This is a genomic window from Devosia indica (assembly GCF_003056405.1).
Classification (GTDB): domain Bacteria; phylum Pseudomonadota; class Alphaproteobacteria; order Rhizobiales; family Devosiaceae; genus Devosia; species Devosia indica.
Genome location: NZ_PYVZ01000004.1, coordinates 162,179 through 175,338, shown reverse-complemented (window position 1 = coordinate 175,338; position 13,160 = coordinate 162,179). Strand labels below are relative to the sequence as shown.

At 60.3% G+C, this 13,160-nt stretch carries 12 protein-coding genes; 6 read left to right on the top strand and 6 right to left on the bottom strand.

From position 1 onward, the window contains the following. Positions 1 to 87: 87 nt before the first annotated feature. Positions 88 to 900, top strand: coding sequence for a potassium channel family protein (locus tag DDE76_RS05730; RefSeq protein WP_104894270.1), 813 nt, complete (start codon positions 88 to 90; stop codon positions 898 to 900). A gap of 6 nt (positions 901 to 906) precedes the next feature. On the opposite strand, the gene DDE76_RS05725 is transcribed toward DDE76_RS05730, so the two are convergent. Genes DDE76_RS05725 through DDE76_RS05710 form a run of 4 tightly spaced genes read right to left on the bottom strand, consistent with a single transcriptional unit; the run spans position 907 to position 5,890 of the window. Next, complete coding sequence (locus DDE76_RS05725; protein WP_104894269.1) at positions 907 to 3,606, bottom strand: sensor histidine kinase; 2,700 nt, start codon at positions 3,604 to 3,606, stop codon at positions 907 to 909. Then, positions 3,606 to 3,839, bottom strand: coding sequence for a hypothetical protein (locus DDE76_RS05720; RefSeq protein WP_104894268.1), 234 nt, complete (start codon positions 3,837 to 3,839; stop codon positions 3,606 to 3,608). The genes DDE76_RS05725 and DDE76_RS05720 overlap by 1 nt, the downstream gene beginning before the upstream one ends. After that, a complete protein-coding gene (locus DDE76_RS05715) occupies positions 3,823 to 4,206 on the bottom strand; it encodes a response regulator transcription factor (protein WP_104894267.1) in 384 nt (127 codons plus the stop codon). Before DDE76_RS05715 ends, DDE76_RS05720 begins: the two co-directional genes overlap by 17 nt. A 55-nt stretch (positions 4,207 to 4,261) precedes the next feature. Then, positions 4,262 to 5,890, bottom strand: a complete 1,629-nt coding sequence (locus tag DDE76_RS05710) for a helix-turn-helix domain-containing protein (protein ID WP_104894266.1) — start codon at positions 5,888 to 5,890, stop codon at positions 4,262 to 4,264. 190 nt (positions 5,891 to 6,080) lie between these two features. Here DDE76_RS05710 and DDE76_RS05705 point away from each other — a divergent pair, with 190 nt between their 5' ends. The 5 genes from DDE76_RS05705 (at position 6,081) to DDE76_RS05685 (ending at position 11,318) form a co-directional block, all read left to right on the top strand. Next, positions 6,081 to 7,439 carry a substrate-binding protein gene (locus DDE76_RS05705; RefSeq protein ID WP_104894265.1) on the top strand — a complete coding sequence of 453 codons (1,359 nt, stop codon included), beginning with the start codon at positions 6,081 to 6,083 and terminating at the stop codon, positions 7,437 to 7,439. 160 nt (positions 7,440 to 7,599) lie between these two features. After that, entirely contained in the window at positions 7,600 to 8,631 is a 1,032-nt protein-coding gene (locus DDE76_RS05700) for a branched-chain amino acid ABC transporter permease (RefSeq protein ID WP_104894264.1), read from the top strand. Between the two features lies 1 nt (position 8,632). Beyond that, on the top strand, positions 8,633 to 9,772 hold the full coding sequence (locus DDE76_RS05695) for a branched-chain amino acid ABC transporter permease (RefSeq protein ID WP_198650847.1): 1,140 nt from the start codon (positions 8,633 to 8,635) through the stop codon (positions 9,770 to 9,772). An 11-nt stretch (positions 9,773 to 9,783) separates the two neighbouring features. Next, positions 9,784 to 10,548 carry an ABC transporter ATP-binding protein gene (locus DDE76_RS05690; RefSeq protein ID WP_104894263.1) on the top strand — a complete coding sequence of 255 codons (765 nt, stop codon included), beginning with the start codon at positions 9,784 to 9,786 and terminating at the stop codon, positions 10,546 to 10,548. Positions 10,549 to 10,562: 14 nt separating this feature from the next. Then, positions 10,563 to 11,318 carry an ABC transporter ATP-binding protein gene (locus DDE76_RS05685; protein ID WP_245891821.1) on the top strand — a complete coding sequence of 252 codons (756 nt, stop codon included), beginning with the start codon at positions 10,563 to 10,565 and terminating at the stop codon, positions 11,316 to 11,318. A gap of 206 nt (positions 11,319 to 11,524) precedes the next feature. Here the strand turns inward: DDE76_RS05685 and DDE76_RS05680 are convergent, their stop codons facing one another. Together DDE76_RS05680 and DDE76_RS05675 are read right to left on the bottom strand one after the other, a co-directional pair. Next, positions 11,525 to 12,295, bottom strand: coding sequence for a LamB/YcsF family protein (locus DDE76_RS05680; RefSeq protein ID WP_104894261.1), 771 nt, complete (start codon positions 12,293 to 12,295; stop codon positions 11,525 to 11,527). Beyond that, positions 12,292 to 13,152 carry a 5-oxoprolinase subunit C family protein gene (locus tag DDE76_RS05675; protein ID WP_281261856.1) on the bottom strand — a complete coding sequence of 287 codons (861 nt, stop codon included), beginning with the start codon at positions 13,150 to 13,152 and terminating at the stop codon, positions 12,292 to 12,294. Before DDE76_RS05675 ends, DDE76_RS05680 begins: the two co-directional genes overlap by 4 nt. Positions 13,153 to 13,160: the final 8 nt, after the last annotated feature.

Sequence of the window (13,160 nt, the reverse complement as noted above, 5' to 3'; positions counted from 1 at the left end):
CCTGCACCGGCAGAACGCAGCCACTTGAACTGTCGGGCAAAACATCCTTTCTTGTCTGCTCGACCGGCCGACAAGAAGTGAGCCAGAGTGGCCTCCTCCGAACGATCCCCCATAGAAGACGCTGAAGAATCTCGCTTTGACCGGCTCCGCTCCAGATTGCGGCTCCTCTATCATGGCCAGTCGGCCAAAGCCTTGCGCTTTCAGAGCATCATCCTGCTTGTCGACTTGGCCATAATTGCCTTTTTCATCGCCACGCCGCTGCTTCGGGAAACCGAAACTTTTCTCTGGATCGATTATTCGATCGCCGCGATCCTGGCCCTTGATCTGATCGCGAGGGGCCTCGCCGCGACCCATCCCATGCGCTGGCTAAGGCAATTGCCGGTGATCATTGACGTCTTCATCCTGATCACACTGCTTGCACCCACTTGGCTGTTCAACTTGGGATTCTTGCGCATCCTGCGCCTCTGGACATTGTCCCGCTCCAGCATGGTTTGGCGGCCTCTCGAAAAACGGGGCTTGGGCGCATATCGCGACACCGTGCAGGCCGTCATCAACCTGCTGGTCTTTATCTTCGTGGTCACCGGCTTCGTCTATACCGCCTTTGCACGCCGCGATTCCGGCATCGCCGGCTATGTCGATGCACTCTATTTCACCGTCACCACCATGACCACGACCGGCTTTGGCGACATCGTTCTGCCGGGCACCTTCGGCAAGCTGGTCTCGGTTGTTGTCATGATCGTCGGAATTTCGTTGTTTGTTCGGCTTGCCCAGCTCATCTTCCGTCCGGCCAAGGTGAATTTCTCTTGCCCCCAATGCGGTTTGCATCGCCATGAGCCAGACGCTGTTCACTGCAAGGCCTGCGGCCACCTACTTAACATTCCGGACGAAGGCCAGGGCTGACCGCCCCTATTTAATGACCGGCAGCCGCACCCGGAAACACGCCCCTGGCAGGGGTCCGGGCACCAGTTCCAGCGTCCCGTTCATCCGGGCCACTATCTGCCGGCTGATGGCCAGGCCTAGGCCAGCACCACCTTGATCTCCGCCGCCTTCTACGCCACGCCAGAACTTCTCGAAAATGAGCTTCCTATCCGTCTTGGAAATACCCGGGCCATTATCGGCCACCTCGACCACGAACTGACCTGCTCGCACCGCCGAACTCACCCGAACGATGGGATGATCGGCATCATTGTACTTTACCGCATTAGATATCAGGTTGATGAACACCTGACAGAGCCGGTCGCTGTCACCGTCGACCATGGTGGTGTGCGCCCTGTCGCCAAACTCCACCCGCATGCCCTTCTGCCGCAGCAAGGCGTCACAGACGGCGACAGCCCGATCCAGGGCCTCCTCTGCATCCACCGGCGCGTTCTGCCAGCTACGCTCTCCTCGCTCAAGTGCACTAAGGTCCAGTATTTCGTCGAGAAGCCTGGTCAGGCGCAGGCTCTCATTGTGAATCGTGGAGATAAACCTTTGCCGCTGCCCGTCATTGAGCTCCCCCGGCTCCATCAGGATTTCGGAGAACGAACGGATTGAGGTCATCGGTGTGCGCACTTCGTGGCTCACCTGGCTGAGAAACTCGTCCTTCTGGCTGTCCAGCTCGCGCAATTGCGCATTGGCGTCTTCCAGCTTGCGTGCAGTGACCCGCAACTCCGCGGAGGTCTTTTCCAACTCCTGGGAGTACTCGATCACCTGCTGGGTTTCATCGGCCATCTGCATCATCTCTTCGAGCGACACGTCGCCGCCAGCCACCACTTTTGCCAGCATCACATGCGCCGAGGCCGAACCGATGGATCCGGCCAACTCGCGCTCAAGCCGGGAGATGAACTCGGGCGTGGGCTCCAGCATCGCCGGTTCGACACCCCGTTCCTGCGCTGCAGTCTCGAACAGCGTCGCGGCCCGCTTTTCACCCAGCACGCGCTCGGCCACGAAATAGAGGTCATTCGCCGTCGCCGATCCGGGCATAAATCCGCGATGGGCAAAGGGGCGGCGGCGGAACACATCGACAAAGGCAGCCGCCTGGATCCGCTCGAGCGCAGACTGGTTTGATACAAGCGAACCGATGACCAGAAAGACGCTGTTGAGCAGCAGGCTCCAGAACACCGAGTGCACCAGAGGATCGAGTCCATTCAGACCGAACAGGTTTTCCGGCCGCAGGAAACCAATGCCCCATGGGCCACTTTCCATGACGTCCGACACCCAGGGCAACACCGTTTCAAAACTGGGCAGAAACATAGTCCAGGCCCAGACAACAAATCCAACCAGGATACCACTCGCCGCCCCGCGTTGTGCGGCCTCGCGCCAGTAGAGACCTGCCAGGATAGCCGGCAGAAACTGCGCGACACCAGCAAAGGAAATAAGTCCGATTGGCGCCAGCGCATCATCGCCAGTCAGCGAGAAATAGAGAAAGCCCAGGGTCAGGATCACCCCGATCGACACTCGGCGGCTCAGCAGCAGCAGGCGGCGCACGCCCTGCCCGTCGCCCTGCCCAACATTGGACGAGCGCAGGATGATCGGCATGATGATGTGGTTCGACACCATGATCGACAAGGCGATCGAGGCCACGATAATCATTGATGTCGCAGATGAGAAACCGCCGATAAAGGCAAGCAATGCAATACCGGATTGCCCTTCGGACAGTGGCAACGTCAGCACGAACATGTCCGGATTGGCACCCTCTGGCATGACGGTCATGCCATAAAGCGCAATGGGCAGCGTAAACACGCTCATCAGCAGCAAATAGGCGGGGAAGGCCCAGCCTGCGACGCGCAGGTGATCCTCATTGGCGTTTTCGACCACGGTGATCTGGAACTGGCGCGGCAGGCAGATGATCGCAGCGGCCGACAGCACCGTCATCGCCACCCAGCGCGGGCCGAAAGGGTCGTCTTCATAGATCGCGATACCTGCCGCCTCAGCGCCGCGATAGATCGACTCAAAGCCGCCACCCAGCCCGAAAGTGACGAATACGCCGACAGCCAGCAGCGCCGCGAGTTTGACCACTGCCTCGAACGCAATGGCGGCAACCACGCCATGGTGCTGCTCCTTAGCATCGACATTCCGCGTGCCGAACAGAATGGTGAACAGCGCCATGCCCGCAGCGATACCGAACGCCAGGGCACCATCGTCCACACCCACAAGACTGCCACGCGCTCCCTCGGCTGATTCTGCCACCACCTGGATAGAGGCCGTAATGGCCTTGAGCTGCAGCGCAATATAAGGAGTGATGCCAATCACGGCGATCAGCGTCACCAGCACGGCCAACCGGCTCGACTTGCCATAGCGCGACGACAACAGATCGGCGATCGAGGTAATGGCCTGCATGCGTCCAATCCGGACCAGCTTGCGCAATATGAACCACCAGCCGACAAAAACAATAGTGGGCCCAAGATAGATGGTCAGGAACTCGAGCCCGCCACGCGCGGCATTGCCGACGGCTCCGTAAAAGGTCCAACTCGTGCAATAGACCGAAATCGAGAGTGTGTAGACTGCCGGCGAGCGCAGGAAAGACGACTTGTTGGCGCGCGTATGCCGGTCGCCGAAATAGGCCAGAATGAACAGCAGCCCCACATAGACGATAGCTGTCACAATGACGAAGTCGGCCGAAAGCATCACTCGTCCCCTTCGTGGCTATCCTCGTCAGAGGCATGGGGCAGATAATGCGTCAGAATGCCGGCGCCGATGACCATCAGCGCCCAGACCCCGAACAGATAAACGACGATCTGTGGAATCCCGAAAAACAGGATCGGGTGATTGAAGATATATACCAACGGCGGAATAATCAGCAGCGCACCGAACACCGCAAAGACGAAAACACCGCTCTCCAGCTTACGCCGCGCGGTCATCATCACCCAGCAATTGGCGTACTGCTCCCACTACTTCAGCGTTGGAATAGGGCTTGGTCACAAAACCATCGGCTCCCAATTCCTCGGCTATGCGCCGGTCTTGCTGCTGCCCTTTGGCGGTCAGGATCAAGACCGGCAAGACCCTGGTCAGCTCTTCGGAGCGCAATTGTTTGAGCACGTCGAAGCCGCTGCGCTTGGGCAGCATGACATCAAGAACCAGGATGCGCGGCGACTCTCGGCGCACATGCTCAAGCACAGCCTCGCCATCGGTGACCGATTCCACGCTCCACCCTGCCCGGCGCAGAATAAAGTCGAGCGACTCCAGAATGCTAGGCTCATCTTCGGCGATCAAAATATCGATGGCCAATGTTCCCCCCATTATTCGCGGTCTCCCCTCCGCGAATGGCGCTACTAAATCGCAATCACCCGCCCTCGCCAAGGGCAAAACCATTGGGGACCAGGGCGGTGCGCAGATTTTCGCGGCCCGGAGCCGGCGCCAAGGGCTCTTCCTGCCGGCTGGCACAGTTCGAACGCGTGCACAGCCGGCAGGTTGGGCCAACTTCCACATCGGCACCGGTATTGCCCAGGTCCAGGCCTTGCGCATAGACCGTCTTGTCCGCATGCAACACATTGCAGGCCAGCATGACCGAGGCCATCACAGGTGGTTCGTGAAATGCCGCAGCCCGGCGCTGCACCGTACGGGCGACAAAGAGATAACGCGAGCCGTCCGAGAACCGCACCACCTGGCGCACCGGCATGTCAGGCGTACGAAAAGCGCCATAGATCGCCCATAGGGGGCAGGCGTGCCCCGAATAGGGCAGCAGCAAGCCGGGCAACGGAAAATGTTTGGTCAGCCGGCCGGCTGGATCTGAGCGCAGAAAGCCGAACGGGACACCCTCCTCACCGGGGCGGCGAAGCGAGACCAGACGATGGGCAACCTGTTCGTAGCTGGCATAATAAACTTGACGAAGCTGGTCGATGTCATAGCGCGTCGTCTCTGCCTGCTCCAGGAAACGGGAATAGGGAAACACCATCGCGCCGGCCAGATAAGATCCAAGCGCCCGTCGCGCTAACCGCAGAGCCGCAGGAGACGCTAGGTTGGACTCGGCCAGCTCCGCATCAATAGTCGATCCGGCGGCCAGCTCGCCGTAGAGCCGGGAAAGCTGGAACTGTCGCGTAGCCAGCGTCGTCGCGCCCTGCAGCCACATGGTCGCCAGCTCAGGAAAATAGCGATACTGCCCCGGAAAATCTGCCGGACCTGATGGCGGCGGCCCGCCGATGGCGATCCGCACGCCGAACTGCGTCTCGAGCGCCGCCACAAGGCTTTCCGGCCCAAATATTCCGTGTCGCTCAACGTCCAGCCGCAGGCCTTCTGCGGCGACTTCCAGTGCTGGAAAATAATTCGTCCGCTCGATGAGCAGGTCATCGATCTCGCGCGCCGCCGAAACGCTGCGCCGGCTGGCGCTGGCATTCTCGAAATGGCCGATCAGATTGCGCGCTACCGCGCCAAGATTGCGGGTCTCCCGCCCGATCGAGGCAAGAAACCGCCCGCGCTCGCCCTCGTCCAGGTCGACCACCTCTTCAAGAATTTCCGCGCTCGAGCGCACTGCGGTAACCCCGGAAAGCACCTGGTGCAGCAATTGGCTCAGCAAGGGATCAGAACGCAAACGGTCGGCAAAGGCGTCAGCACTGGCCACCGCCTCGGCATAGGCACGATGCAATCGCGCCATAGCCTGCGCGCTGGCGGGATACTGCGCAACCATTTGCCGCCGCTCGTCGGGCTGAAATGGCAGCGACTCGACCATAGGTTCGGCATAGGCCTCTTCCAGGTCTTGTAACAGTTTCTGTTCGGCCTGCCCTGTCAGATCGTCGATGTCGATGTTCAGATGCAGTGCCACGCGCTGCAATAGCGCTCCGCCAACGTCGCGTTTGTTGTTTTCAATTAGATTGAGATAGCTCGGCGATATGCCCACCAATCGGGCCAGCGCCGCCTGGGAAATCTTGAGTGATTTCCGCCTGTTGCTGATCCGGAACCCGATTGGTGCACGCATGGCCAACCTCCCTTGATCCACCAAGTTGTCAACGAATTGACAACAAGACCCAATCACAAGAACAACAATTTACAATTTTCCATAGGAATTACAATGCTCTATTGCAGGCGTTTTCAAATATGTCGAATACTGGGCAGGCGGTGAGTGACTGGCAAAGTATCGGTCGCCCCGCGCCATAAGGAGGAGATCGATGACAATTCTGAAGAGCGGGATGTCCCGCCGCAGGCTTCTGCAGACAGGTATGGCCGGCATTATCGGTTCGGGCGTGGCCCCCATGATGTTCACCAAAGGCGCCTGGGCGCAGGAATTCTGCAACAATCCGACTGGCGACACGGTTACCCTTGGCCTCAATCTGCCTTTGACAGGTGCCTACGCAGAAGAAGGCGCAGACGAACAGAAAGCCTATGAGCTGGCCATTGCCCATCTCAATGGTGAAGGCGACGGTGGTCTGCTCAACGTCCTGACCCCATCTGCACTGACAGGCAATGGTATCCTGGGCAAGAAGGTCGGCTATGTCACATCCGACAGCCAGACCAAGTCCGACGTGGCCCGTGCCGGTGCCACTCGCATGATCGAACGCGATGGCGCCATCATGATCACCGGCGGTTCGTCCTCGGGCGAAGCCGTTGCCGTGCAGGGCCTGTGCCAGGAAATGGGCGTCATCTTCATGGCGGGCCTGACCCATTCCAATGACACCACCGGCAAGGACAAGCGGCGCTACGGCTTCCGTCATTTCTTCAATGCTTATCAGTCCGGCACGGCGTTGGGTCCGGTGCTAAGCAATGCCTATGGCAATGACCGTCGCGCCTATCACCTGACTGCCGACTACACTTGGGGCTGGACCCAGGAAGAATCGATCAAGAACACCACCGAGGCCCTTGGTTGGGACACTGTGGAGGCCGTGCGCACCCCGCTTGGTGCAGGCGACTTCTCGCAGTTCCTCACCCCGGTTCTCAACTCCGGTGCGGATGTCCTGATCCTGAACCACTACGGCAATGACATGGTGAATTCGCTGACCCAGGCGGTCCAGTTCGGCATGCGCGATCGTCAGGCCAACGGAAAGGATTTCCAGATCGTCGTGCCGCTGTTCTCCGAACTGATGGCCAAGGGCGCCGGTGAGAACATCAAGGGCATCTTTGGCACGTCGAACTGGCACTGGAACCTGCAGGACCCTGGCTCCATCGCCTTTACCAAGTCGTTCGGTGCTGCCTATGGCTCCCCGCCCTCGCAGGCCGCGCACACGTGCTACGTGCAGACGCTGCTCTATGCAGACGCAGTGGAACGCGCAGGCACCTTCTATCCGCCCGAAGTCATCAAGGCGCTGGAAGGCCACGAGTTCGACGGCATGGGCAATGGCCGCACGCTCTATCGCGCCGAAGATCACCAATGCATGAAGTCCGTGCTCGTGGTGCAGGGCAATGATGCCCCCACCAGCGAATACGACGTGCTCAACGTGGTCGAGGAAGTCGACGCTGCAACCGTCGACTACGACCCCTCCATCTTCGGCGGCGAACTCGGCCCGGCAGAACCGGCCCCTGTCTGCGCCTAAACCAGCAAGGGGGCAGGGAGCGATCCTTGCCCCTTCAGGTCCGCCAGTGCCCGGTCCGCCGGGTGCTCCCGCCTGCACACCTGCAGAACGGGGTCTTCGGAGCATCCGGTGACGGCGTCGCGCGGGGATCGTGAGGACCTCGCCACTAGCGGAGCATCAAATGTTCGAAGTCATCTTTCTGCAATTTCTCAACGGGCTCGACAAAGGCGCCGCATATGCGCTGATCGCCCTTGGTCTCACCCTGGTGTTCGGCACGCTTGGGGTCGTGAATTTTGCCCATGGCGCCTTGTTCATGCTTGGTGCCTTTTGTGCCGTTATGTTCCGTCAGTTCCTGACCCTTGAAACCGTCACCATCGACCCGACCCAGACATCACCCTGGGGCGCCCCACTGGAAATCCGCACCCCGCTGGTGCAGGCTTGGTTTGGAGATTTCGGCGCGGTACTGGTCAATTACTCCGTACCCTTCTCGATCCTGATCACCATCCCGATCATGCTGCTTCTCGGCATCGCGCTGGAACGCGGCATCATCAAGCACTTCTACAAGCGCCCCCACGCCGAGCAGATCCTGGTGACCTTCGGCCTGGCCATCGTGGCGCAGGAAGTGATCAAGTCAATCTTCGGACCCAACCCCATCCCCCAGCCCATGCCCACCGATCTGCGCGGCGCGGCTGACATCGGCTCCTGGATTGGGTTCCAGGCCAACGTCATCACCTACCCGCTTTGGCGCCTGATCTATTTCCTCTTCTCGGCCATTGTCATTGGCGGCGTCTTTGCCTTCCTCCAGTTCACGACCTTCGGCATGGTGGTGCGCGCCGGCATGGCGGATCGTGAGACAGTGGGGCTACTGGGGATCAATATTGATCGGCGCTTCACCATCATGTTCGGCCTGGCTGCGGTCGTCGCAGGCATGGCGGGCGTGATGTACACGCCCCTGCTCCCACCCAATTACCATCTCGGCATGGATTTCCTGGTCCTTTCCTTTGTGGTGGTGGTCGTGGGCGGCATGGGCTCCCTGCCCGGCGCCGTCGCCGCTGGCTTCCTGCTGGGCATTCTGCAGTCCTTTGCGTCCATGACCCAGGTCAAGGACGTCATTCCCGGCATCGATCAGATCATCATCTATCTCGTTGCCGTCGTTATTCTACTGGTTCGCCCGCGTGGTCTGATGGGCCGCCGCGGTGTGATGGAGAGCTGACATGGCCAACTTCATGTCCCGCAATGATCTGTTGCTTCTTCTGGGCTTCACCGTCGTGGTGCTGACCATGCCGATCTGGCTCACGCCTTTCGGCGCCGGCTATCCGGACCTGCTGCAGCGCTTCATGATCTTCGGCATCTTCGCCGTCGGCTTCAATATCCTGTTTGGTCTCACCGGCTATCTCAGCTTCGGCCACGCCGCTTTCTTCGGCGTCGGCTCATATGCGGCAGTCTGGTCATTCAAGCTGCTGACACTGGACGCCATTCCCGCCATGATCTTTGCCGTTCTGATCTCGGGCCTGTTCGCCCTGATCATCGGCTTCCTCTCGCTGCGACGCTCGGGCATCTACTTCTCGATCCTGACCCTTGCCTTCGCCCAGATGAGCTACAATCTGGCCTATTCGGTGCTCACCCCGATTACCAATGGCGAAACCGGGCTCCAACTCACCCTGAACGACCCCCGCGTCCTTGACGCGGCGATCGGGCAAACATTTGTCGGCCAACCTGTCCCCACCTTGCTGGGTCAACAACTGGGCGGCTATGCTGGCTTCTACTTCTGCGCCGGCTTCCTGATCCTCTCGTTCTTTTTCGCACAACGTGTTGCTGGCTCGCCATTCGGCATGATGCTCAAATCCATCAAGTCCAATCAGACGCGCATGCAGTTCACCGGGTTCAACACGCGGCCCTATGCCCTGTCTGCGTTCGTGATTTCGGGAATGTATGCTGGCCTGGCCGGCGCCCTGCTCGCCGTTACCGACCCGTTGGCTGGTGCCGAACGCATGCAATGGACAGCCTCGGGCGAAGTCGTGCTGATGACTATTCTGGGCGGCGTGGGAACGCTGGTCGGCCCGGTGATCGGGGCCTGGATCATAAAATACTTCGAGAACATTCTTTCGGCCCTCAATGATAACATCCTGACCCAGTTCTGGAGCTTCTTGCCCGAAGGGCTCGCCGAAATCGTGGTCAAGGTGACCAGCAAGTTCGTAGGTGATGGCTGGCACCTCACCCTTGGCCTGGTCTTTGTGATCATCGTGATCTTCCTGCCCGGCGGGATCATGGAAGGCGTGCGCCGCATGGCGGCGACCGCCCGCCGCTCCGACCCGCCTGGCGCCAAGTCACATCAGCATCAGCCCGCAGAATAAGGACAAGCGATATGGCAAATTCCAATATTGTCCTGCACGTGGCGGACGTTCACAAGCGGTTCGGGGGTCTTCATGCGCTGGCAGACATCGACCTGCAGGTCGAGGAGGGCAAGACCCACGCCATCATCGGCCCCAACGGAGCGGGCAAGTCGACCCTGCTCAACGTCATCATCGGCAAGCTGGCGCCGTCCAGCGGCCAGGTGGTATTCGACGGCGCCATTCTGACCGGTCGCAAGCCCTACCAGATCAACCAGCTCGGCATTGCCCGCGTCTTCCAGACGCCGGAAATCTTCTCCGATCTGTCAGTCTTGCACAATGTCATGATCCCTGCCTTTGCCAAGCGCGATGGTACCTTCACACTCAACATGCTGCGCGCCCTGGACAGCGAAACGACCATCCGTGAGGAGGCCGAACACATGCTTGAGGATGTGGGCATGCTTAACCGCCGGGACATGCAGGCTGGCAGCCTCAGCCGCGGTGACAAACGCCGCATGGAACTGGCCATGTGCCTGATCCAGCACCCGCGCCTGCTGTTGCTCGACGAACCAACGGCCGGTATGAGCCGCCATGACACCAATACCACCATCGAGCTTCTCAAGAAGATCAAAAGCCGTGGCATGACCAAGGTGATCATCGAGCATGATATGCATGTGGTGTTCTCGCTTGCCGACAAGATCTCCGTACTCGCCCAGGGTCGCATCATCGCCGACGGCACCCCGGACGAAGTGCGCGGCAACCCCAAGGTCCAGGAAGCCTATCTCGGAGGAGCTCACTGATGAGTTCAGTCGCCATGCAATCTGAAACGGCCATCGGCAGCAATGCCGCAGAACTGGAAACCACCCGCCCCTTCTTTTCGGTGCGCGACATGCACGCCTATTACGGCGAGAGCTACATCGTGCAGGGAATCTCACTTGATGTCCGAAAGGGCGAAATCCTCGCCTTGCTCGGCCGCAACGGCGCGGGCAAGACGTCCACATTGCGCACCATCGCCCGCACCGACAATCCGCAGATGCGGCAGGGCGAAATCTGGCTCGATGGCATGCCGATCCACCAGATGAGCAGCTTTCAGGCCGCGCGCGCCGGCATTCAGCTCGTTCCCGAAGATCGCCGGATCATCCAGGGTCTGACTGTCGAGGAGAACATCACTCTGGCCAAGGTCGCGCCCGGCAATGGGTGGAGCCTTGAACAGATCTATGAAAGCTTCCCGCGTCTCGCCGAACGCCGCACCCAGGAAGGGGTCACCTTGTCGGGTGGCGAACAGCAGATGCTGGCGATCGCAAGGGCCTTGGCGCGCGACCTCAAACTCTTGCTGCTCGACGAGCCCTATGAAGGGCTGGCGCCGGTAATCGTGCAGGAAATCGAACGCATTCTTCATTCGATCAAGCCAATGGGTATCACGACAGTGATTGTTGAGCAGAACGCGGTGGCGGCGCTCAAGCTGGCAGATCGCGCGGTCATTCTGGATACAGGCGAAGTCGCCTTTGCCGGTTCAGCCAAGGAGGTCCTCGAGAACGCCGACCTCCGCCACGAGTATCTGGCAATCTGAACCGGCGCACCAGCTACCCTGGGTCCTGTGAGAACCAAGGCATGATGCCGATCTCACCCTCTCCCCCTCACGGGGCCCAGGGTACTTCGAGCCGGCGGCGCAGCCGCAAAGTCGCTCCAGTGGAGCCATTCTAGGTGAGAAGGCCACGAACGCTACGCTTGAGTGGCAGAAGCTATCACTTACCCCGCACCACAAGTCGCCCGCCTTCAAAGTTGGGTGATCGCATCCGTCTCCGGCGCCGTTGGCGTAATCTCGACACCCGCATCTTCCAGCGCCGAACGCACACCGCGGGCTAGCTCGACCGCCCCGGGCGTGTCGCCATGCAGGCAGATGGATCGCGCAGAGGATTTCAGCACAGTGCCGTCAATAGCGACGATCTCGCCTGCCTCAGCCAGTCGCAGGCACCGCGCAATAACCGCCCCGGCATCGTGGATCACTGCACCCTCTTCCTTGCGGGACACCAATAGTCCCTCTGCCGTATAGGCCCGGTCGGCATAGGCCTCGCGGATCAGCGGCAAGCCAACCGCCTTGGCGGCGCGCACCTGTTGGCTGTTGTCCAGTGCCAGCACCGCAATCTGCGGATCCATGGCCTGAATGCTGGCGAAAATGCCCACGGCAAAGGCCAGTTCTTCTGCTGTCTGGTTGGCGAGTGCTCCATGCAGTTTGACATAGGAAAGCGCCACGCCGACATCATCGGCAATGTGCCGCGCCAACAGGAGCTGCCCCCTGATCTGGCCAAGCAATTGCTCAAGCGGCATCACGATGCGAAACCGTCCGAAGCGCTTGGGATCGACATAACCTGGATGCGCACCCGCACGCACGCCATTCGCCTTGCATAGCTCGAGAATTCTCCGAATCGTAGCAGCATCCCCGGCATGTCCGCCACAAGCGATCGAAGCGCTCGAAACGATCCGCAACAAGGCATCATCAGAGCCCATGCCTTCGCCCAGATCCGCGTTGAGGTCGATAGAAGTCATGGCCTGCCGCTCCGCATCAGTTGGTGCGCATGGTCCACACTGACAGGCGCAAATACAACGGCCTCACCGGAACGGATTTGTGCAAACCGGCCGAGATCCGCGCTCACGATAGTGCCGATCCGCGGATAGCCACCGGTCGGCTGGTGATCGCGCATCAGGACGATCGGCGTGCCATCCCCCAGGATCTGGATGTCGCCCGGCAGGATCGGATCAGAAATCAGCGACAATATGCTGGACCCGGCGAACACCCCACCTTCATCGGCCAGCCGCACCCCCATCCTGTCCATGGCACTGGTCACGCGAAACGGTGTCTCGACAAACTTGCGGCGAATGCCCGCCGCAAACTTATCAGCATGGATTCCCCAGACGAACCGGACAGGTCCGGCCTCCGGCGGATCCGGCGAACACACCGATTGCACCGTTCCGCCTTCCTCCGAAAAATTCAGAACATCGCCCGCGCGCAGGGCGCGCCCCTCCAGGCCACCCAGCCTTGCCCTTGTGCTGGTCGCCCTGCTTCCCAGCACCATCGGCAAGTCCAACTTCTTGCCAAAGCGCAGATAGCCATAATTTCCAGCGGCGCCTGGCGCTATGCACAGCCGGTCACCGGCCGCAATGCTGGCGCTGCCAGGCCAAGGCCGTCGTTCTCCGTTCAATTGCACATCGAACGCGCCACCCGCCCAGCCCACAGTCAGGCCCCCGGACTCCACCAGCAAGTCGAGCCCCGCCCGGGTCAGCTCGATCCCGGTCTTGTCACTTGCACCCGCCAATGCACCGGCCAGCCGGTGTGCATCAATATCCATTGGCCCGGAGGCGCTGATCCCGTGTGCGAGCAAACCCTGTCGCCCACCATCCTGCACTGTGCACA